The sequence below is a fragment of the Williamsia sp. Y844 genome (assembly GCF_056786475.1).
Map to the genome: position 1 here is coordinate 685,548 of NZ_JBXCJB010000003.1, position 21,627 is coordinate 707,174.

Sequence of the window (21,627 nt, forward strand, 5' to 3'; positions counted from 1 at the left end):
CGCGATCACCGGGAGCGAGATCGGTTATGTACTGCTGTCATCAAGTACGCCGACGGACACCCCGTACGGCAGGAATCGAACCTTGCGTCGAGTGTCGACATTGTCTTTGTGTGAACGCAGGGCGTCGAGCTCCGACGCAAACACCTGGTCGATGCGCGCTGTTCCGTCGTCATCGACCGTGTAAATGGCCCACACCCCGTCACCGGTGTCACCCGTTGTCTCCCGCGGAGGCGCAGAGGGCTTTGTCTTCGCCGCGGAGTTGCCGAACATCGACTCACTGAAGAACGCCACGAGTGGCTGTTCAGCGCCTGATTGCGACATCCCTTTGGCGACCTGGCCGAACAGGTCGCGAAGTCCGTCACCGGCTTCGCGAGCGATGCGGTCGATGTCTTCGGGATCGAAGCCGAACGGTCCGTTGCTGCTCATAGATCTCACTCCTTGTAGTGGTCCACTCCAGTGTGCACGCAATAGGCGGCCCCGTGGTCCATCGCAGGTCACGCACCCGGATCACAGGTGCACCCCTGGTGTAGACAGGCGTGTAGACAGACGGTGAGCCCGTTCGCCTCGGTGTCGACTTCGACAAGATCATCACGGCCGAAGATGTCGGCGCATACAAACCTGCAGCCAACCACTTCGACGCCCTCGGCGCCGCGCTCGATGAACTCGGTATACCTCCCGATGGTCTACTTCATGTGGCGCAGAGCCTGTTCCACGATCATGTCCCCGCCAAACGCCACGGACTCGACTCGGTGTGGGTCAACCGTCGGCACAACCGACCCGGTTGGGGCGCCACGCCTGCACCGTCCGAAGCCTTCAGCTACGTGGCGGAATATCCCTCGATGGAGGCATTCGCCCGAGCCGCACGCAAGCCGAAGGTCTGAAGAGACCTGCTGGTCGGTCAGCTCCCGCAGCAGGGTCCGCCCGACGCGCCATCGTCGGCCAAAACCTCAGAGGCCGTACCGAATGTCTCCGAATCAGCAAGGACGGTGTAGACCTCCCATTTCTCGTTCGCAGGCCCGGTCACCCACACCTTGTCCTGGGTGGCGAAACAGCAGGTGGTGCCGATCTCCTCGGCGGTGAACAAACCCTCGTCACTCAGACGTGCGATCTCCGCGTGAACGGTTTCGCTCGAATCCACCTCGACGCCCAAATGATTGAGCGATCCGCCCTTGCCCGGATTCTCGATCAAGACGAGCTTCAGAGGTGGTTCGGCGACGGCAAAATTGGCGTAGCCGGGCTTGCGCTTGGCCGGCTCGACGCCGAACAACTTCGAATAGAACGTGACCGACTCGTCGAGATCATCGACGTTGAGGGCGAGCTGAACACGAGACATGACACTACCTCCACCTGTGCGACATACATCTAATTACTGCATCACCCAGAGTGCCACCTTTTCGACATATGTCAATAACTAGCAAAGTCTTGTGCAGACGCCCGGCTTTACCCCTGCGCGCTGACCATGGAAGGAATCAGTCCATCGAGGTAGCATCGCGTTGTCGACGACAGGGAGCATCATGCGAGTTCTCGTGGCCACCGCCAGCAAGCACGGGGCAACCCGCGAGATCGGCGCAGAACTGGGCGCGGAGATCTCGGCGGGGCTGAAGAAGCGGGGCGTCGAGGCAGAGGTTGCAGTGCTCGATGTCGAAGATGTCGAAACTGTTGCGGACTTCGATGCCGTGATTCTCGGCAGCGCAATCTATCTCGGGCGATGGCTCAAACACGCCACCAAGCTCGTCGACCGCGAGCTGCCCTACCTCCAGGACCGCCCGGTGTGGCTGTTCTCCAGCGGTCCGGTCACACCTGGTGACGACGCCGAGAACCTGAAATGGGCCACCACGCCCTGGGCGGTGGAGCACCACACGTTCGGCGGCAAGGTCGACCGCTCCGTACTGTCCTTCACCGAACGACTCGCAGTCAAAGCCGCACACGCGGAGGACGGTGACCATCGCAACATGGACGAGATCGCGACATGGGCAGACGGTATCTGTACAAACCTGACCGCCAGAGCCGGCCGATGATGAACTCGAATCAGCATGGTGACAAGACGCCACAGATCCGCACGGAACCGAAATTCCAGTACGGCGAGCCGGTCCGGATCGATGACCAGACGACCGTGATTCCGGTGTCCCGACGCACAATACGGGGCCGAACCGTCCCGCTGGGCCTTTACACGATAGTCAACGGTAAGACCACGTGGACTCCTGCCATCGACGGAGCAAGTGTCGCGCTGATCGGAGTTCTCACCGGTCTCGTCGCGGCGACACTCGGGTCGGCCGCGGTATTGAAACAGCCACCGTGGCCACGAATGACCATTCGTAAGTGATCGATTTCGCCCTGTTCAGTTTTTACTGATTCCAGAAAACGCAACACTGACAGCAACGAACGTGCCTATCGTGGGGTCGTGGCCTCCACACCGGACAATGCGAATCGGCTACGCGGTTCAGATCTTCGGGTAACCCGGCCGCGGATAGCGGTGATGGATGCCGTCAGCGGCCACCCCCACGCCGACACCGAAACGATCTTCGATGTTGTGCGCACCGTTTTGCCAACGGTGTCACGGCAAGCCGTCTATGACGTGCTCAGTGCATTGACAACTGCGGGACTGATTCGCCGTATCCAGCCCGCCGGCCATATCGCCCGATACGAGGGCCGGGTGGGTGACAACCACCACCACGTTGTGTGTCGCATCTGTGGCGTGATCGCCGACGCCGACTGCGCCATCGGTGAACGCCCTTGTCTCACAGCCTCCGACGACCACGGCTTCGTTCTCGACGAGGCCGAGGTCATCTACTGGGGTCGATGTCCGGACTGCACCGAACCCACCACGAACCGGTCACATCCGTGATCACAGCCCAATTCATCACCGTCTGAAAGGAATCCTGTGACCTCTGACAGCCGTCCACCCAATCCCGACACCGAGACCAGAAGCACCAGTGAGAGCGAGAATCCGGTAATCCCGTCTCCGGAGCCGAAGGTTCACGCACCACTGACGAACAAGGACTGGTGGCCCGAACAGATCGACCTGTCGATACTGCACGCGCACGCATCGAAATCCAACCCGCTCGGTGACGACTTCGACTACCCGACCGAGTTCGCGAAGCTCGACGTCGATGCGCTCAAGGCCGATGTCACTGCGGTGATGACCAATTCGCAAGACTGGTGGCCTGCCGACTACGGCCACTACGGCGGTTTGTTCATCCGGATGAGTTGGCATGCCGCAGGCACCTACCGAGTCTATGACGGACGCGGTGGTGGCGGGCAGGGAGCGCAGCGTTTCGCGCCACTCAACAGCTGGCCCGACAACGCCAACCTCGACAAGGCCCGCCGGCTGCTCTGGCCCGTCAAGCAGAAACACGGAAGCAAGATCTCGTGGGCGGACCTGCTGGTCTTCGCAGGCAACGTCGCACTGGAGTCGATGGGATTCCAGACCTTTGGCTTCGCATTCGGACGTGCAGACATCTGGGAGCCCGAAGAGGTGTTCTGGGGACCTGAAGACCAGTGGCTCGGGACCGACAAGCGCTACCAGGGCGAGCGAGAGCTGGCGAAACCGCTAGGCGCCACCACCATGGGGCTCATCTACGTGAATCCCGAAGGCCCGGAAGGCAAGCCAGATCCGGTTGCCGCCGCCCACGACATCCGTGAGACGTTCGCCCGGATGGCGATGAACGACGAAGAGACCGCGGCATTGATCGTCGGTGGCCATAGCTTCGGCAAGACCCACGGCGCCCATCCAGCCGATCTGATCGGACCCGAGCCCGAGGGCGCGCCGATCGAACAGCAGGGCCTCGGCTGGAAGAACGGGTACGGCAAGGGCAACGCCGAAGACCAGGTCACCAGCGGCCTCGAGGTCGTCTGGACCTCGACCCCGACTCAATGGGACAACAGTTTCCTCGAGATCCTGTACGGCTACGAATGGGAGCTGACCAAGAGTCCGGCCGATGCCTGGCAGTTCATTGCAAAGGACGGCGCCGGCGCCGGGACCATCCCGGATCCGTTCGGTGGACCGGGTCGCGCCCCAACAATGCTGGTCACCGATATCTCTCTGCGCGAAGATCCCGTTTACGCCGAGATCACCCGGCGCTGGCTCGATCACCCGGAGGAGCTCGCCGAGGCCTTCGCCAAGGCCTGGTACAAGCTGCTGCATCGCGATTTGGGACCGGTCACCCGGTACCTCGGACCGTGGGTTCCCGAGCCGCAACTGTGGCAGGACCCGGTGCCCTCTGTGGACCATGCGTTGGTCGACGATCAGGACATCGAAGCCCTCAAGAGCAAGCTGGGCGATTCCGGATTGTCGGTCGCACAGTTGATCAACGTGGCCTGGTCGTCGGCAAGCAGCTTCCGCAGCACAGACTTCCGCGGCGGCGCCAACGGCGCTCGCATACGCCTTGAGCCACAGAAGGATTGGGAGGTCAACGAGCCGGCCGAACTGTCCAAGGTGCTGTCGGCGCTCGAGAAGATCCAGCAGGAGTTCAACAGCTCGGCCTCGGGCGGCAAGAAGATCTCGTTGGCAGATCTGATCGTGCTCGCCGGCTCGGCGGGCATCGAACGGGCGGCGAAGGACGCGGGCCACACCGTCACTGTGCCCTTCACGCCCGGCCGCACCGATGCTTCTCAGGAGAGCACCGATGTGGATTCCTTCGCAGTGCTCGAGCCGCGCGCCGACGGATTCCGGAACTTCGCAGCGAGCGGGGAGAAGACGCCGCTGGAAGTACTGTTCCTCGAGCGGTCCTACCAGCTCGATCTCACCGCTCCCCAGGCAACGGTACTTCTGGGTGGACTGCGTGTCCTGGGTACCAATCACGGTGGCAGCAAGCATGGCGTGTTCACCGATCGACCGGGTGTGCTGACCAACGACTTCTTTGTCAACCTCCTCGACATGGGCACCGAGTGGAAGACGTCAGGGTCGGAAGAGAACGTCTATGAGGGCACCGACCGCGCAACCGGCGATGCCAAGTGGACCGCGACAGCAGCAGATCTGGTGTTCGGTTCGCACTCGCAGCTGCGCGCGATCGCTGAGGTGTACGCCCAGCAGGATGCGCCGACCAAGTTCGTCGATGACTTCGTCGCCGCGTGGGTCAAGGTCATGAACAACGACCGGTTCGACCTGAACTGATACTCGACTTTTGCGACTGCACCCCGCTTGCCTTGTGGCAGGCGGGGTGTCGTCGTTGTGTTAGATTCAGCCGGTCCTAGCGACAACGAAAGAGGAAGCCGGTGAAAGACCGGCGCGGTCCCGCCACTGTAATCGGGGATGCAACTTTCCATCACGGCCGCAACCCATTGGGGTTGTAAGGCGGAAACAAGCAACGATCCGAGAGCCAGGAGACTCTGCGTTGCCGTACCTTTCTGCCCGGGGCGGATTTCCCCGAGAGAGGCGTCCTCGCCATGCGTGTACGCAGTGCAACTCACCGAGTTGCCTCATCCCCCAGTGCCCTTGTCGGTCCCAACGGGGCAGGCAAGTCGACGCTGCTGCGACGCTCTGCGGGTGTCCGACAACATGTGGCTGCTCGCGATGGACGGCAGCCTGACCAGCGGAACACCACAGGCGATCGCCCGATCCGGCAAGGTCGGTACGGTCTTCAACCGTGGCCGGATGCGGTTCGACCCACATACGATGGTGTTCGACATCGACGCGGAGCCAAACCATGAATGATGCGAAAGCCCCCGGTCGGGACAACTCTGACGTTGCCGCGATGCTCGCCCGCATGGCCGAGTCAGGACCATACTTCACACTCGGTTCCGGGCCGGTGTCCGACGCGGACTGGCAACCCACCGCCACACTCCGAGAACCCGCTGTCCGGGACCGTGTCGTCGCGGAAGTCGCCCTCGCGCTGAACGTCGATGAGGAACGCGTCGCCGCGTCCACGGTTTTCTTCGGATATGCGGCACAGTTGTGGTCAATCGCGGCAGGAACACGTCTGGACGACGGCCGCTGCGTGCACCTGGGACCGGATGAACTGTTGTGGCGCACCGTCAACGGATCACTGCAGCTTCACGCCGAAGAACCGCGGGTGGGCCGATCGGCGCGGATCGAGGTGCTCGACAACCAACTCGACCCCTGCATCGAAGCCTGGCGAGACATCGTCGCACCCGGATTGTTGTGGGGCAACACCACATCCGCGTTGCTCGGTGCCGCCCAGATCACCGGGGATACCACGTCCCGTTGGGTTGCCACCCTCCTCAACGATCCTCGACTTCAGCTGACAGTGGATCCGATCACCCATCGCCGACGCAGCTGCTGCCTCTTCTACCGCACCCCCACCGGAGGTGTCTGCGGAGACTGCCCATTCCCCTCGCCACCGATCACCGGCCCAGCAAAGGAAACCCCGTGATCTATGGTCGGCCCGCAGCAGCGGGCCGGAATGCGCCATGAAAGGTCATGGGGACGTGATGGCGTAGGTTGATCGCCGCAACTGGTCCCCTATCAGGATTGCGCGCCGACAGGACAACAACTCGGGATCGCTGTTGTGCGGGTTGGTGTTCGAGCGACAGCAGCCAGCCGTCGCCCTCCGCGCCCGAGGTGTAATCCGCCGCGAAGAGAGGCTCACAGATGGTGTCGCCTGCAGCGGCGACGTACCTGGCATGGGTTCCGGCGCGGTGGTCGATGGTGGTGATGGAGTCGGGGTTCCCACCAGCGGTCGACGCCTCGGCTAGGTACGAGAATCGGTGGGCCAGCGTGGCCTGCCGGTGATCGAGTTGGGGGAACTCACAGCCGAGGTCGTTGAGTTGCTCTTCGGTGACTTTGCCGGTTCGGCGGTTGATGGTGAGCCGTTTCAGGGTTCCGCCGAACGCCGGTCCGGGGTTGTTCCGAAAGTTGTGAAGATGCTCGTTCCATCCCTCCCAGCCCCAATCCTGATCGTGCACAACGAGTTCGACCACAGTTTCGGTGTCGCCGTCATAGGCGTTGTTGACGTGGAAGTGGAACAGCGCGTCATGATCGATGCTGATCGGCTCACCACCACCACGGGGAACCAGGACTATCCTCGTCCCTCGGCGCGGCTCGAAAGTCAGGACGTTGTCGATCGGCCGAAGACCAAGAAGAGCCGGAACAGGGTTCTTCACCACGATCGGATCGATGATGAACACGAGGTACCGCTGCGTGAGGGCGAAATCATGGATGAATCCCAGCCGAGAGATCGGGACACTCTGAAGCTCGGCGATGCCTCCACCCGGCGCAAGCCGGTAGCAGCGGATCATCGGCCGTGGAAAGAAGTCGAGACCGAAGTTGAAGGTCTCGCCGGTTGCCGGATCGGTTTTTGGGTGAGCCGAGAACGCGCCGAGGCGTTTCAGTGCTCCGTCGAAGTCGTCGAGGCCGAGGGTCTCCAGGGTCTCCGGGTCGAGCTGGTGCGGCCGACCGCCCTCCCACAACGAATACAGCTTGTTGTTGTGCAGCAGCACATTGGTATTGGACATGTTCGCCGGGCCGCGCAGCGCATTCGCCAAGACTCCACCGACTCGCTGGGTCCCGATGCCCCGGGGTGGTCGCGCCGCCCGATTGGCGCGCACATACGCCCGGGTACGAACGTATCGGTTGCGGTAATACGCTCCACCAGAGTTGATTTCGATCCTCGAGACCATTCCGTCGCCGTCAAAGATGTGATTGACCGGATGTCCGCCGACATCGAGACGCCCCGGCCCGATGCGGTAGAGAACGCCGTCGAGATCGGCGGGAATCTGCCCCTCGATGTCGTCCACCTGATAGTCGAACTCGACATGCTGGGAATCCCACGGGGACGTGCCCACATCCGCAGCGGTATCAGTCGAACGTCCTGTCGCAGAAACACCCATCCTTGCAGATACACCCATCCTTGCAGGGTCGCACAGCTGAGACGGATCATCAATAGCGTCTCAATGCTCACCGCACACGGCGGCAGCGCCCAGCCGCATCAATCGAGACAGAACTCGTTTCCCTCCGGGTCGGTCATGACGATGTGACCGGCGCCGAGCGGCGGATCGGGTTCAAAACGCTGCACCCGGGTCGCGCCGAGCGCCACCAGCCGGGAGGATTCCTGCTCCAATGCCGCCAGTCGCTCGTCACCGGTCAATCCTGGAACCGCACGAACATCGAGGTGGACTCGATTCTTCGCGGTCTTGCCCTCCGGAACGCGCTGAAAGAACAGTCGTGGACCTGTTCCATCCGAACTGACCACGGCCGAGGCATCATTGCGCCGCTCCGGCGGGATGTTCATCGCTTCCAGCGCGGCATCCCAGGAATCGAAACCCGGCGGCGGGGACTGAAGCTCGTAACCCAGGACGTCCGCCCAAAACCCCGCCAACGCAGCCGGGTCTCCACAATCAAAAGTCACCTGAAAGTCGCGGCTCATCGCCTTACCCCTCTTGTAGTGTGCGGTGGCGCCACCGGCCACAGGACCGGCGGCGAGTCTGCTCAAACCTCAGACTTGCACACCACCAGGACAGATTCTGTCCTGAATCGGCTGTCGATCAGCTACTTGTAGTGCGGGTTGTTGCCAACCGGAATGGTGATGTTGATCGGCATTCTCAGTTCGGACATGTAAAAAAGGACGAACTGGCGGAGGAACTCGTCGAACAACCAGTAGGCCTCTTTGGGCACACCCACATCGAGCAGCCCTTCACGGACGGCAACATATGGGCCCCAAGCAGTTTCGAGCAACGGGGTCCACACCGGCTCCGTGGGGAGCCTCAGCCAGTCACCGATCTTGTCGCCCAACATGAATCGGGTGAGCGCGCCGAGGATGGGTCGGCTCAACAAGGTCAGATCGAGGTTCATGCCGAGGTCGAGCAGCATGTCGGCGAGCTGAATGCCCTCATTGGTCGGAGCGAGAATCGGATCGAGTACCTGCTGTGCCTGAGACTCGGCGCTGGCCCACGATGCCGGGATGTACTCGTCCTTCACGCCGAGCAGATAGGCGCTCAACTGCCAGGAGTGCAAGAAGCCCGCGGATTCGTCTGCCGCGATCGGCACACCCCACCGTTTGAAATTCCGCATCACAGTGGTCGGCAGACTATGCCAGGTGACCATGATGTCGGCCTGACTGATGGGTACCTCTTCTGGGGCCGAGTTCACCCAATGCGGGGATTGTGGCAGCAGGTGACGCACCGCAGCATGCGCCAACCGGGTCTTCACACAGGTGACCACCATTTCACCATCAGGCTGGTAGGCGTTGAGCGATCCGATGTCGTAGCCGAGTTTGGCGGTTTTGGTGATGCGGTCCTTCATGTCCGCGCCGCCCTTGGAGTAGTACACCGCGCGGGCCTCCCTCGGGATGACCGTGCTCATCATCCCGCTGGCGAACCCGTAGATCACGCCGAGGTACGTACCCCGTTTCTGGTTGAACCTGACCGCGTCGGCGAGTTTTTCCTGGTCACTCCAGCCGGGGAGTTGGCGAGCCTCTTCCATGAAGTCCCGCAGGTCCGCAGGCAAACCCGATGGGAGGGCTTGCCCATTCTTGGTCCAGTGACGCAGCAGTTCGTTGACCTTGGGCACCTCACCGCGGTCGAACAGTGCCGCAACAACCGGATCGGCCTCCACATCCCACACACCACGCGGGTCGGCACCCGCCCCCGTGCCGGGTACCGAACCGGCAGGCGACCACGTCCACGGCGTTGTCTGCGCAGCCAGCGCAACTGCTCCGGCGGCCCCCACGACCCCGCCCGCCTTCAGCAGACTGCGCCTGTTGAGATTGTCCATTTCCGTTATCCCCATCCCTCATCCTGTTTCAGTGAAACAACGAGCGTTTCCTTGTATCATACGTATCAGAGTGTGCTGCACATCACAAGTGAGCCCAGGCTGGAATATGATCGTTACGAGACAGCGACGCCGAACAAGGAGGGCTAGTGGCATCTGCGCCGACAGACAGCCCCCGATCACCCGAACCCAAATCCTTGATCGAACGTGCGTTTCACCAGGCGCTGGAGCAAGCGGATAACGGCGATCGAACCCGAACCCGCCTGCTGGACGCGGCATACGAACAGTTCTGCCGGATGGGCATTCAGCGGTCATCCATGGAGGACGTCGCGCGCCGGGCGGGCCTGTCCCGGATCACCGTCTATCGCCGATTCGCCACCAAAGACGAACTGGTCGAGCAGGTGATTCTCCGGGAGTTCCGGCGATACTTCGACCGATTTCTCGTCGACATCCAACAGGCCGAGTCCGCCGCTGATCGTGTGGTGCTGGGATTCGTGAGCTCACTTCGCGCGATCCGCGGCAACCCGATGATCGGCGGCCTCATCTCGGCCGAACCGAACCTGATCGCGGGATCGATGATCGGCGACGACGGCCTGATGCTCGCCACCGTCCGCCAATTCCTGGCCGCCCAGCTACGGCAGGAACAACGTGCGGGCAACGTGTCCGCCGCGCTGAACACCGACCTCGTCGCCGAGATGATGGTCCGGATCTCCGCGTCGTTCCTGGCCATCCCCAGCCACGTCGTCAACCTCGACGACGACGACGAATTGGCCGCGATCGCCTGGCAGTTCCTGGTGCCCATGCTCGATCCACCCGAAGGGTCACGCTGACCACGGAGTGATTCTGGTCGAGCTGCCGCTCGGTGATTCTGGTCGAGCTGCCGCTCGGTGATTTCCGCCGTCGGTTCTGGTCTACACCGTCAGAGCGGAACTCTGAATCGAACGGATTCAGACATCCAGGACGGCGAAAGGTGTATCGACGTGGCTGCACTCCAGGGAAAGACCGCATTCGTGACCGGAGCGGCTCGCGGGCAGGGCCGCGCGCATGCGGTGACGCTTGCGCGCGAAGGTGCGGACATCGTCCTGTGCGACATCGCCACTTCGGTCGAGGAGGTCGACTATCCGGGGGCCACCCCCGACGACCTCGAACAGACCGTCAGGATGGTCGAGTCGCTCGACCGGCGTTGCCTCGCAGATATCGCGGACGTCAGAGACCTGATGGCCCTGCAGGATCTCGTCGACCGAGCGACCACCATATTCGGCGCGATCGATGTGGTTGTGGCCAACGCGGGAATCGCAAGCGCCGGACCGATCGCAACGATGTCGACTCAGCGGTGGCAGACCATGTTGGACGTGAATCTCACCGGCGTCTTCAACACATTTCGGGCGACTCTCCCCCACATGATCGATGCAGGCGCGGGCCGACTGGTGGCCACCTCATCGATTATCGCCGGCACCGGGGCAGCCAATTCCGGCCACTACGCCGCCGCCAAAGCGGGGGTTGTCGCTCTGGTCAAGTCAGTGGCATACGAGGTTGCCGAGTACGGGATCACCGTGAACGCCGTACTTCCGTCCGGCGTCAACACGCCGATGATCCACAACCCATCGACGTACCGAATGATCCGTCCAGATCTCGACGAACCCACCTCCGCCGATGTCGAATCCGTTTTCTCCCAGGGACATCCACGGCCCGGACTTCTCGAGCCCGAAGACGTCGCCAACGCGGTTCTGTATCTGGTGTCCGACCACGGACGGTGCAAATCAGGCGAGTCCATCATCCTCTCGAACGGGCTGCAGTAGCACCGAAAACGGACTTCAATCACCTGAAAAGATCCATCTTCTCTGTGAATGAGAGTATCATTCTCATAGGCCTGCCCCCGGGCACTGCTGCCCAGTACGAGAGGACTTTGATGAATATTGACGACATGGTGATGGTCAGCATCGACGATCACGTGGTCGAGCCCGCCGACATCTTTGAAAAGCACTTCCCGAAGAGCCTCATGGATCAGGCGCCGAAGCTGACCGCCAATCCGCGCAATCCCAAGGTCCAAGCGTGGCTGTTCCAGGACAAGGTGGTCGGTAGCTCCGGCCTCAACGCCGTTGTCTCGTGGCCGAAGGAAGAGTGGGGCATGGACCCCACCGGATACGCCGAGATGCGGCCGGGCGTCTACGACATGGACCTGCGCGTCCGTGACATGGATGCCAACGGCACCCTCGCGGCCACGCTCTTTGCCACCTTCCCCGGCTTTGCCGGAACCCACCTGGCAAGCCTGCCCGACAAGGCCCTGTCGCTGGTTGCATGCCGGGCGTTCAACGACTGGGTGGTCGGCGAGGTCCCGGACGCCCATCCCGGTCGCTTCATCCCGCTGGGCATTCTCCCCTTCTTCGACGTCGACGAGTCGGTGAAGGAGGTCCACCGCCTTGCTGCCATGGGATGCCGGTCGATCAGTATCCCGGAAACCCCGTACGGGTCGGGTTTCCCCAGTTTCGAATCCGGTTACTGGGACCCGATCTTTGCCGCATGCGTGGAGCACGGCATCGTCCTGAGCCTGCATATCGGTGGCGGCTTCGGCCTGATCCAGCGGCCCGAAGGGTTCAACATCGACGACATGATGGTGTTGACACCGCTGATCTCCACGATCGCGGCCAACGATGTCATGCTCAGCGGCGTATTCCTGAAGTTCCCCGACCTCAAGTTCGCGATGAGCGAGGGTGGCGTCGGCTGGGTTGCACCGTGGCTCGATCGACTCGAACGCCACGTGGTCAACCAGTCGTGGACAGGTAAGAGCTTCACCCCCAAGGGGATGTCGCCCACCGACGTGTGGAAGAACAACTTCCTGGCTTGCTACATCACGGAACCGAGCGGTCTGAACAACCGCGACCACATCGGGATCGACACCATCGCGTGGGAATGCGACTACCCGCATTCGGACTCCACCTGGCCGTTGTCACCGGAGACGCTGAAGCCGGAGCTGGACGCCGCCGGACTCACCGACGAAGAGATCGACAAGATCACCTTCGGAAACGTCGCCAAGTTCTTCAACTGGGATCCGTTCAAGCACACCCCACGCGAACAGGCGACCGTCGGGGCACTGCGCGCACGAGCCAAGGATATCGACACCAACGAGACGTCCAAAGAGGAATACCGCCGCCGCTACGAGCTCGCCAACACGTAGAGCAGCGCTTAGTGTCTGTGGCCCATCGGATCTGATCCGGTGGGCCACACGCATGTGGCCGATCAGCGGTGACCAGGCCGGCGATGACCACCTCCTGCGCATTCGCCGCTAGCCTGGTCGGGATATGACTGAGCAGAGCTTGCCCCATCTCCCGTTCCCGGTGCGTCGATGACACGTTTGATGGTCTTTGCGGTTGTGGCCGCACTGCTGACCTATTGGTTTCACCGCAGGCTTGTCCGGGCAACCAGGCTTCCACGTCCGTGGTCGATTGTTGTCGACAGTGCACTGGCCCTCCTGTGGGTGCTCGCGGTCATCGGGATGGGCAGCGGCGATCAATTCGATACATCCTGGGCCCGGCCACTCGGATTCGCCGGGTGGGTATGGCTCGGTGTCGGCTTCTATCTGATCCTGGGCCTCATCCTGGTCGCCGCCGGATCTGCGACCGCCCGACTGATCGGAGTATTGCGCAGAAGTCGATCGAGCATTGACACCGATGAGCCGAGCGGTGATCGGGCAGCCGGGGGCACACGTCTGTTAGTGGTGCGCCTGACCACCGCGGCGGTTGTCGTCGGGGCTCTGGTCACCACAACATACGGCGTAGTTGTTGCGGCACAACCGAAGATCGTCGATGCCTCGGTGGCGCTCCCCCGTCTGCCCACGGAATTCGACGGACTCAGAGTCGCACTGATATCGGATCTGCACGTCGGGCCGGCTCGCGGCGTCGGGTTCACCAAACGAGTTGTGAAGCTCGTCAACGAACAGCGCCCTGATTTGATACTCGTCGCCGGCGACCTCATCGACGGAACGGTGGCAAACGTCGCCGCAGACCTCGAACCGCTGGCCGACTTGTCGGCACCATTGGGTGTGTACGGCGTCAGCGGTAATCACGAGTTCTATGCCGACGACGGTGGTCGCTGGCTCGATGTGTGGGATCGGTTGGGCATCCACACATTACGAAACGAGCGGCTGTCGATCGAGCGGGACGATGCGAGCATCGACATCGTGGGGATCCACGACTACACCTCGCCCGAACCCTACGAACCTGATCTTGCCGCCGCGCTCGATGGGCGCGATCCCAACCGGTTCGCATTGCTGCTTGCGCACGAACCACGCCAGGCATTCGAGGCGTCAGACCTCGGAATCGACATGCAGGTATCCGGGCACACCCATGGCGGCCAGATGTGGCCGTTCAACTATCTTGTTGCCTTGCAACAACCTTCGGTATCAGGGCTGGACCGGATCGGCGACACGATTCTTTACACGACGCGCGGCGCCGGCGCCTGGGGACCCCCGGTGAGGGTGGGGGCACCCCCAGAGATCACCATCCTCGAACTTCACCGCAAGGCCTGACGCGTCAGCTCACCAGGGGCGGAGCATCCGCCAGCGCACCCGGTTCGCCGTCCCACCGATCCAAAGACACGATGTCGCTCAGCGGCTTTCGACGGACGGGGCCGTGGCGCCCGCGCGGCCATCCAACCACCACATGTCCGGCGATGATCCAGTCCGCAGGGACACCGACCGCCTCCCGGAACAACGGTTCACCTTCGTACGACGCCCACCCGGTGAGGCAGGCGCCCAACCCCTGAGACCGGGCTGCGAGCAGGAAGTTCTGCATCGCCGGGAAGATCGAGCCGCCGAGCAACAGCTCAGAGGCGGTGGTGAAATTCTGTTGAACAAAGAGCACCGACGTGAATTCGCCGGCCCGGTCGTGCAATTCGTACGTCGCCCGGTTTGTCCGCGCGCGACGACTGTTGTCGTCGTCGGCAGGCCGCGACATCCCATACACCGGTTCGATCACGTCGAGTGCGTGCTTGGCGGCCTTGCCGACAACAATTCGCTGCTCCGGAGAGCGCAACACCACGAACCGCCAGGCCTGCGCATTGGCACCCGAGGGTGCCCAGGACGCGGCTTGCAGGCAGCGGGCCAGCGTGGCGTCGTCGACAGGTTCGTCGGTGAACCTCCGGATCGCGCGAGCGGTCGACATCGCTTCCCAGACATCCGTCGTCGTCTCACCCATGCAAAACTCCCTACCCGTCCCAGACCGGCCTCATCAGGACACGCCCGGCGCGGCGAACTGCCCCGACAACTCAGTGATTTGTCTTCGCCACTCTCTCATGTCGCGTCATCGGTGCTCACACCACCGGCCACGACCAGCGCGGATCCGAACGATATCCCCCTGCGGAACCGGTATCAGCCGAATCTGATCATCACCGTCGGAGAGGGTCCAGTACTGTAATCAACTGACACTCGCTCCGCAGCCCTCGTGCACACACGAGGGCTGCGGACATATCTGGAGGAGCAAGGATTTCTTTGTACTCACCAATTGATGCCGCCATAGACGCATTCCTCAACTCGACTCCGTGGGCGATGGAAATCCTTCGGTTCTTCCTTGCCGGATTGCCGTGATCCACAGCTGATCGGGCACCAACGTCGCTGCCCCCACCAGCAGTCTCCCGACCCCGCAACATCTCACCGATGTTGCGGGGTCGGCTGCTTTTCAAAGGTCGGCGCGATCCCGCACCCCGTGATAGATCCCGCGCCGGACGATCCAGGGTTGCAACACCCGATCGATGGACCACGCCGGGAATCGAAAAGCCTGACCCGTCGGCGCAAAGACCTCCAGGCCGTCGGCTTGCGCCCCGAGTACCGAACCCCACCGATGCCCCTTCGGCCGGTAAGACTTGAGTTGACGGCCTTCGAAGTGGGCCCGGACGTTGTGTGCGACCAGACGATCGGCCCTGTTGCGCGCCGATGTTCGAAGCGCGTCGGTGGCGGCGACGTCGCCAACTGCGAACACCCCGGGGCATCCGGGGACCCTCAGACGATTGTCGACCCGTACGAATCCGCCGTCGTCGAGGAACTCATCGGGCAACCATTCGGTGTTCGGACGAGTCCGTCCTATCGCCCACACAACGGCGTCGGCCTCCGAAGGTGATTGGCCCGTCGACCATCGAACCGGGTCGTCGATGATCCGGTCACATTCAAATCCGTTGGGCACCAAAGCCCGGTGCCCGGGATGCAGGTGGACTCCCAGGTCGTCCAGGCGGTCCCTGACGCGCCGCCAGGTGCGGGGGTGATGGTGCGGCAACGCATGCTGCCCCGGGTAGTAGAGATCGACGCGGGTATGTGGCCAGCGAGCAGCGATATTTGCGGCGCAACCGACCGCGGCCGCACCACCACCGACGACGATGACCGAGTGCGCCCGCGCGATGGTGTCGTGCGCCTGCTGAAGATCGTCGTCGATCTCCGCGCTGGACTGGAGCGTGGGACGCCGCCAGAACCCGTTGGCGACGCCGGTTGAAATCACCAAGGCGTCATAATTTTCGACGCTCGCAGACCCGTCCGGGCCAGTGATCGTGACGTGCCGGGCTCCGACGTCGACACCGGTCAGGGCTCCATGGACGGTTCGCACCCCGTCCAATCCCCGGAATCTGTCGAAATCGACCCGATAGTCCCGGGACCACGAGTCCGGACGACTGAGCCGCAACCCCAACTCCTGACCACTGACGAGACCGGGTTTGACCGAAATCCCCACCACGTCGCAGCGCCCCGCGAGGTGGATGGCGGCCAGGACACCGCTGTCACCCAAACCGGCTATGACCACGCGCCTGCGGCTCACACCGTCACCTTTCGTTGCGGCCGTGGGACAAACCGGGATACTCGATCGATCACATCCTCGTATCCGGGCCGGCGCTGCAGACTGCGCTCCTCCATCATCGGGATACTGGCCCCGAGGAACATCGCAAGCATCGCGGCAGCACCGACGAACAGCCACCACGCATCTGCGGGCGCAGCGGCAACACCGAACAACGCCAACGCACACCAGAAGATGAACTCTCCGAAGTAGTTCGGATGCCGCGACCAGCTCCACACCCCCTGATCCATGATCTGACCAGGACTTCGGCTACCGACGTACCGACGCATCTGACCGTCGGCCACCCATTCGAGGAGGACCGCGGCCAACCCCAGCGCACACGCAAACACGCTGAGCCACAACAGGTTGTCGCCACCGGTGGTCACGGCGACATAGACCGGGATCATGCCGAGGAAAACCTGTGCGGTCGGGATCAGGTGGATCGCCACCAGATCGGTGACAAAACCGAACCGGCCGGATCGGGCGCGGAGCATTCCGTACCGCCAATCCTCATGATGCAGGCCGGGAAACGAGTGAGCCCAGTTCGCCGTCAGCCGGATCGCCCAGAGGACCACCACGACCGAAACAAGCCAGCAGTGAACCTGATCGATGCCGAGCCCGCCGGCAAACCACCAGTAGAACAGCAACAGCGGCGGGACCACACTCCAATAGGCGTCGTAGAAACTCGAGTTGCCGTACCACCGGCTGAAGGCGAAGATCACCACGGTTCCCAGCACATCGGCAATCAAGGTGTCGAACCACAGGGCGTCGGTCCGCGGGCCCCACCCGAGCCAGGCACCGGCGAGCGCCAGCGCGATCAGATAGGCCCCGCCGACCCGAACATACGAAGCACTCCTGGTCATCGTCCCGATACTGCCACCGCACGTGCGCAATTCGACCCGGAAGCACCATCTTCTTCCTACCAACCGGCAAACGCTGTATGGTGAGCCTGCCCTAAGCCATTTATGTGAGGAAGCCCCAGTGCACTGGAAGAACCGCCGTTCCGCCGTATCAAAGATTGTCATCGCGTCCGCGACGGTGGCCGCTCTCATCGGAGCCTCGGCGTGCTCCTCACCCGACGAGGACAACGACACGTCGGCAACGGTTTCCGCGGAGCCCGGTGCGTACCCCGTCACCATCGAGCAGAACTTCGGTCCGGTGACCATCGACAAAGAACCCACTCGCGTTGCCTCGGTGGGCGTCGGTGATGCCGACACCCTGCTGGCGCTTGGCATCGTCCCGACCACGATGACCCCGTTCAGCGATCCTGAGGCCAAACGCGTGACCGAGCCCTGGAACGAGGATTTGATCGGCGACAACGCGCCGGTCGTGCTGGCCGAAGCCAGTTCCAATCTCGGTGCCGAGATCCCGAATATCCTGGCAACGAACCCCGATCTGATCGTCGCCGTGAACAGCTCGGTGACCAAGGAGCAGTACGACTCCCTGAGCAAGGTCGCGCCGACGATCCTGCGTGAGGCCCAGTACCCGGACTGGCAGGTGCCGTGGCAGGCTGCCGCAACGCAGATCGGCAAGGCCGTCGGGATGCCCGAGGCGACTCAGAAGCTGATCGATGAGACCGAGCAGGTCTTCACCGATGCCCAGACCGAGTACCCCACCATCGTGGGCAAGAAGGGCGCGGTGATCACCAACGGAACCGACGGTGGCGTCGCGATCTACAGTGACACCGACGGACGTGGCCAAACGCTGGCGGAACTGGGCATGACGTTCCCGGCCGAACTCTTGCCGACGATCACCAGCGGTTTCTACGGTTCGATCTCTACGGAGAACCTGAACCTGCTGAACTCGCTCGACAAGATCGTCGTCGTGGACTGGCAGGGATCCAACGACAAGCTCAAGCAGAATGCCGCGTTCATGAACCTCGACGTCGTCAAGCGCGGCGGGGTCGTATGGGTGGACCAGGTTCTCGGCGGCGCGATGTCGGTCCCGTCCGTGCTCACCATCCCCTACGTCGTCGAGCAACTGGCACCGCAACTCGCGCAGTAGTCACGACCAAAGCTTTTCCACACACGTCCCCGGGTTCGCGTATTCGCAACCCGGGGACGTGTGTCATTTGTGGACTTACGCTGGTCCCGTGGCCTACTTCGTCACCGGCGCAACCGGGTTCATCGGTCGGCATCTTGTCGGGCAACTCCTCGACAACCGTGTCGGGCCGATCTTCGTCCTGGTGCGTAACCGATCGCGGGCCTCACTCGACCGGCAGATCCGGATCTGGAACACCGACCGGGTGATCCCGGTGGTCGGCGACCTCCAAGAGGATCTACTCGGTGTCGATGCCGACTGGATCGATGAACACCGGGGCACGATCGATCACTTCTTTCATCTCGCCGCGATCTACGACATGACTGCCTCGGACGAGGCCAATGAACTGTTCAACGTCGGCGGCACCCGGGCGGCACTGGCGTTGGCCGGAGCACTCGAAGCCTCTTGCTTCCACCATGTTTCATCGGTCGCGGCATCCGGTGACCACAGAGGCGTCTTCGACGAGACGATGTTCGACGAGGGTCAGGGGCTGCCGTCCCCGTATCACCGCACCAAGTTCGAGTCGGAGCGGATGGTCCGCGAAGAGTCGACTGTTCCGTGGCGGGTCTACCGGCCGTCCATCGTGGTCGGGGACTCCGAGACAGGTGAGATGGACAAGATCGACGGCCCCTACTACTTCTTCCCGGCGATCAAACGGATTCGTAACCTGTTGTCTGCCGGCGTTCCCCTCGTCGCCATCGACCTCGGAGACACCAACCTCGTACCGGTCGATTACGTTGCCCGCGCCATGGATCACCTTGCGCATGTACCCGACCTGGACGGCCAGGCCTTCCACCTGATGAATCCCAAGCCACAGAACACCGTGCGTATGGTCAACAGCTTCGCCGCAGCGGCGAAGGCACCTCAGTTCGCTCTGCCCATCGACAGGTCGGTCACCGATCGCATCCCGACCCAACTCCTGCCGCAGGCACTGCAACCGGCAGAGCTGCTGGGTAGCGCCATGCGCTTCGGTGCGGTTCAGTTCGCGTTGCGCGAGACCGTCGGAAGACTCGGGATCCCGCCAGAAGTGTTGGCCCATGTGTCCTTCCCTGCGGTGTACACCTCGGCTCGGACGGTGAGCGCACTGGAGGGTTCGGGCATCACAATGCCCGACCTGGACTCCTATGCACCGGGGTTGTGGGCCTACTGGGAGCAGTTCCTCGACGATTCGATCATCTCCGATCGCCGCACGGTCGACGCCCTTGCCGGACGGACCGTGGTGATCACCGGGGCATCGTCGGGTATCGGGCTGGTCACCGCGGTCAAAGTCGCCAAGGCGGGCGCCATCCCGATTCTTGTCGCACGCGGAATCGAAAAGCTCGAGGCCACCAAAGATCTCATCGAAAGTCAGGGCGGAACCGCGCACGCATACGGCTGCGATCTATCGGATCTGGACGCGATCGACGCGCTCACCAAACAGTTGAGTCTGGATTTCGAGCGGATCGACTTCGTGGTCAACAACGCGGGCAGATCGATTCGCCGGTCGCTGAAATTGTCCGAGGACCGCTTCCACGACTTCGAAAGGACCATGCAGCTCAACTATTTCGGTGCCATCAGGTTGGTCATCGGGTTGCTGCCGACGATGCGTCAACAGGGGCGCGGTCACATCGTCAACGTCTCATCCATCGGAGTTCAGACGAACCCGCCTCGATTCAGCGCCTATGTCGCATCCAAAGCCGCCCTCGATTCCTGGTCCAACGTGGTCTCGTCGGAACTCTTCGGCGACGGGATCTCCTTCACCAGCATCCACATGCCACTGGTCCGGACACCCATGATCGCGCCGACAAAGATCTACGACCGGTTCCCCACGATCAGCCCGGGCCAGGCAGCGGACAAGGTCATCGCCGCACTGGTCGACAAGCCACACGAGATCAACACAAAGATCGGCAACCTCGGAGCGCTGGCCCACACGCTGACGCCCAAGCTCGCATTCCGAATCCTGAACCTGGCGTATCAGGTCTTCCCTGATTCAGCAGCTGCCCGCGGCGAGGAATCCGGTCGACGCGAATCCGAGCAGCTCATCCTGGCGCGCGTGCTCGGCGGGGTTCACTGGTAGGCCTATACCCAGGTCAGTGCCGGGGTGTCCACCGCGCCACCCCGGCACATCACTCCTCAGTCAGGTCGGGTCAGCCGATGAGCTTGGCGAGCAGAGCGGCAATTGTCTGCGGACTCAAGCCCAATCCGGAGAGCAGGTAGTTGTACACCGAGCCGTAGTCGGCCTGCAATTGTGTCAGTCCCGCTTGCAGGTAGCTCTCATTCACGTGGAGGAGCGGCGAATAGAGCGCCACTGCCTCGGGCCCGCGCGCGGCCCCGACCCCAGCGAGCTGACGCTCGATCGAGACTGCCGAATACTCGTTCGTCAGCAGGTAGTCCGACATGATCGTTTGCGGCGAGACGCCCGCGAGGCTCTGGAGGACAGCGGTGGCCCAACCGGTGCGATCCTTGCCCGCGGTGCAATGAATGACCTGCGCACCACGCGTAGATGCCAGATCGTTGAAAAGCGTGGTGAAACTCTTCCTCACCTCGGCGTCGGTCACGAACCGTCGATTCATGTCCTCCATGAAGGCGACCGAGTCCGCAGGAGTCTTCAGCTGGCTCACCTGGCTCAGCATGTCGCCGGCCAGGGTCGGGAGCCAGGTCCGGGTCGCCCCGTCTGGCAGGCGGTCCGCTTTGCCCTCGATTTCCGGAGCCGTCCGCAGGTCATAGACCCTGGTGATGCCGAGCGTGTTGAGCGTCGCCAAATCGATGTCGTTGGCAAGCAACGCATTCGAACGATAGATGGTGCCACGATTGAGATCGAGCCCCCCGATGCCCTGGTAACCGGCAACAGATCCCGCAATGTCACGGAAATTGTCGACGGAGGTCAGGACTGGGGTCGCCGGGATCGATGGCGATTCCGATGAGCCGAAGCCGAGCCCACCGACCGGATCAGCGACCGGGGCTGCGAGCGCAACCGGCGAACTGAACAGCAGGAGCGAACCTGCCACTGTGAGGGTGACGGCGAGTCCAGCATTCCGGCGATGCGCACCGGCGAGAATTCGAGACAACTCAGGTTCCTTACGTAGTCGAAGAAGTACGAGCGGAACATATCTGGGTTCACCGTTTGAGAAT

Annotated in this window: 22 protein-coding genes and 1 riboswitch; of the genes, 13 read left to right on the plus strand and 9 right to left on the minus strand. The window is 62.5% G+C overall.

The window, feature by feature from the left end; translation table 11 throughout:
• Positions 1–24: 24 nt before the first annotated feature.
• Complete coding sequence (locus AC1TQG_RS20005) at positions 25–426, minus strand: hypothetical protein (RefSeq protein WP_482139573.1); 402 nt, start codon at positions 424–426, stop codon at positions 25–27.
• Positions 427–692: 266 nt separating this feature from the next.
• Here AC1TQG_RS20005 and AC1TQG_RS20010 point away from each other — a divergent pair, with 266 nt between their 5' ends.
• Positions 693–881: a hypothetical protein gene (locus AC1TQG_RS20010; RefSeq protein ID WP_482139574.1), complete on the plus strand. Its 189-nt coding sequence runs from the start codon at positions 693–695 to the stop codon at positions 879–881.
• A 17-nt stretch (positions 882–898) separates the two neighbouring features.
• Here AC1TQG_RS20010 and AC1TQG_RS20015 read toward each other — a convergent pair whose 3' ends face one another.
• Positions 899–1,333 (minus strand): ArsI/CadI family heavy metal resistance metalloenzyme, encoded by a 435-nt coding sequence (locus tag AC1TQG_RS20015; protein WP_482139575.1) that lies wholly within the window; start codon positions 1,331–1,333, stop codon positions 899–901.
• A 181-nt stretch (positions 1,334–1,514) separates the two neighbouring features.
• Here AC1TQG_RS20015 and AC1TQG_RS20020 point away from each other — a divergent pair, with 181 nt between their 5' ends.
• From AC1TQG_RS20020 to AC1TQG_RS20045, 6 genes are all read left to right on the plus strand, one after another.
• On the plus strand, positions 1,515–2,018 hold the full coding sequence (locus AC1TQG_RS20020; protein ID WP_482139576.1) for a flavodoxin domain-containing protein: 504 nt from the start codon (positions 1,515–1,517) through the stop codon (positions 2,016–2,018).
• On the plus strand, positions 2,018–2,323 hold the full coding sequence (locus tag AC1TQG_RS20025; protein ID WP_482139940.1) for a hypothetical protein: 306 nt from the start codon (positions 2,018–2,020) through the stop codon (positions 2,321–2,323). The genes AC1TQG_RS20020 and AC1TQG_RS20025 overlap by 1 nt, the downstream gene beginning before the upstream one ends.
• A gap of 78 nt (positions 2,324–2,401) precedes the next feature.
• Entirely contained in the window at positions 2,402–2,845 is a 444-nt protein-coding gene (locus AC1TQG_RS20030; protein ID WP_482139577.1) for a Fur family transcriptional regulator, read from the plus strand.
• A 36-nt stretch (positions 2,846–2,881) separates the two neighbouring features.
• Positions 2,882–5,113: a catalase/peroxidase HPI gene (katG, locus tag AC1TQG_RS20035; RefSeq protein ID WP_482139578.1), complete on the plus strand. Its 2,232-nt coding sequence runs from the start codon at positions 2,882–2,884 to the stop codon at positions 5,111–5,113.
• Positions 5,114–5,148: 35 nt separating this feature from the next.
• Positions 5,149–5,350, plus strand: a riboswitch (cobalamin riboswitch).
• A gap of 135 nt (positions 5,351–5,485) precedes the next feature.
• Positions 5,486–5,653 (plus strand): hypothetical protein, encoded by a 168-nt coding sequence (locus AC1TQG_RS20040; protein ID WP_482139579.1) that lies wholly within the window; start codon positions 5,486–5,488, stop codon positions 5,651–5,653.
• On the plus strand, positions 5,646–6,332 hold the full coding sequence (locus AC1TQG_RS20045) for a (2Fe-2S)-binding protein (protein WP_482139580.1): 687 nt from the start codon (positions 5,646–5,648) through the stop codon (positions 6,330–6,332). Before AC1TQG_RS20040 ends, AC1TQG_RS20045 begins: the two co-directional genes overlap by 8 nt.
• Before the next feature lies 1 nt (position 6,333).
• On the opposite strand, the gene AC1TQG_RS20050 is transcribed toward AC1TQG_RS20045, so the two are convergent.
• The 3 genes from AC1TQG_RS20050 to AC1TQG_RS20060 all read right to left on the minus strand — a co-directional run bounded on the left by AC1TQG_RS20050 (position 6,334) and on the right by AC1TQG_RS20060 (position 9,670).
• Entirely contained in the window at positions 6,334–7,743 is a 1,410-nt protein-coding gene (locus AC1TQG_RS20050; RefSeq protein WP_482139581.1) for a carotenoid oxygenase family protein, read from the minus strand.
• Positions 7,744–7,886: 143 nt separating this feature from the next.
• Positions 7,887–8,324 carry a VOC family protein gene (locus tag AC1TQG_RS20055; RefSeq protein WP_482139942.1) on the minus strand — a complete coding sequence of 146 codons (438 nt, stop codon included), beginning with the start codon at positions 8,322–8,324 and terminating at the stop codon, positions 7,887–7,889.
• Between the two features lie 122 nt (positions 8,325–8,446).
• Positions 8,447–9,670, minus strand: a complete 1,224-nt coding sequence (locus AC1TQG_RS20060; protein ID WP_482139582.1) for an oxygenase MpaB family protein — start codon at positions 9,668–9,670, stop codon at positions 8,447–8,449.
• 146 nt (positions 9,671–9,816) lie between these two features.
• On the opposite strand from AC1TQG_RS20060, the gene AC1TQG_RS20065 reads away from it, so the two are divergent.
• The 4 genes from AC1TQG_RS20065 (at position 9,817) to AC1TQG_RS20080 (ending at position 14,192) form a co-directional block, all read left to right on the plus strand.
• Complete coding sequence (locus tag AC1TQG_RS20065; protein ID WP_482139583.1) at positions 9,817–10,497, plus strand: TetR/AcrR family transcriptional regulator; 681 nt, start codon at positions 9,817–9,819, stop codon at positions 10,495–10,497.
• 150 nt (positions 10,498–10,647) lie between these two features.
• Positions 10,648–11,466, plus strand: coding sequence for a mycofactocin-coupled SDR family oxidoreductase (locus AC1TQG_RS20070; protein ID WP_482139584.1), 819 nt, complete (start codon positions 10,648–10,650; stop codon positions 11,464–11,466).
• 110 nt (positions 11,467–11,576) lie between these two features.
• Positions 11,577–12,842 (plus strand): amidohydrolase family protein, encoded by a 1,266-nt coding sequence (locus AC1TQG_RS20075; RefSeq protein WP_482139585.1) that lies wholly within the window; start codon positions 11,577–11,579, stop codon positions 12,840–12,842.
• A gap of 168 nt (positions 12,843–13,010) precedes the next feature.
• Positions 13,011–14,192, plus strand: coding sequence for a metallophosphoesterase (locus tag AC1TQG_RS20080; protein ID WP_482139586.1), 1,182 nt, complete (start codon positions 13,011–13,013; stop codon positions 14,190–14,192).
• 4 nt (positions 14,193–14,196) lie between these two features.
• Here the strand turns inward: AC1TQG_RS20080 and AC1TQG_RS20085 are convergent, their stop codons facing one another.
• The 3 genes from AC1TQG_RS20085 to AC1TQG_RS20095 all read right to left on the minus strand — a co-directional run bounded on the left by AC1TQG_RS20085 (position 14,197) and on the right by AC1TQG_RS20095 (position 17,339).
• Positions 14,197–14,859 carry a nitroreductase family protein gene (locus AC1TQG_RS20085; protein WP_482139587.1) on the minus strand — a complete coding sequence of 221 codons (663 nt, stop codon included), beginning with the start codon at positions 14,857–14,859 and terminating at the stop codon, positions 14,197–14,199.
• 480 nt (positions 14,860–15,339) lie between these two features.
• Positions 15,340–16,461: an FAD-dependent oxidoreductase gene (locus tag AC1TQG_RS20090; protein WP_482139588.1), complete on the minus strand. Its 1,122-nt coding sequence runs from the start codon at positions 16,459–16,461 to the stop codon at positions 15,340–15,342.
• Positions 16,458–17,339, minus strand: a complete 882-nt coding sequence (locus tag AC1TQG_RS20095) for a DUF1295 domain-containing protein (RefSeq protein ID WP_482139589.1) — start codon at positions 17,337–17,339, stop codon at positions 16,458–16,460. The genes AC1TQG_RS20090 and AC1TQG_RS20095 overlap by 4 nt, the downstream gene beginning before the upstream one ends.
• Before the next feature lie 118 nt (positions 17,340–17,457).
• Here AC1TQG_RS20095 and AC1TQG_RS20100 point away from each other — a divergent pair, with 118 nt between their 5' ends.
• Positions 17,458–18,480, plus strand: coding sequence for an ABC transporter substrate-binding protein (locus tag AC1TQG_RS20100; protein ID WP_482139590.1), 1,023 nt, complete (start codon positions 17,458–17,460; stop codon positions 18,478–18,480).
• Positions 18,481–18,568: 88 nt separating this feature from the next.
• Complete coding sequence (locus AC1TQG_RS20105) at positions 18,569–20,572, plus strand: SDR family oxidoreductase (RefSeq protein WP_482139591.1); 2,004 nt, start codon at positions 18,569–18,571, stop codon at positions 20,570–20,572.
• Positions 20,573–20,642: 70 nt separating this feature from the next.
• On the opposite strand, the gene AC1TQG_RS20110 is transcribed toward AC1TQG_RS20105, so the two are convergent.
• Entirely contained in the window at positions 20,643–21,563 is a 921-nt protein-coding gene (locus AC1TQG_RS20110) for a tyrosine-protein phosphatase (protein ID WP_482139592.1), read from the minus strand.
• Between the last annotated feature and the right edge of the window lie 64 nt (positions 21,564–21,627).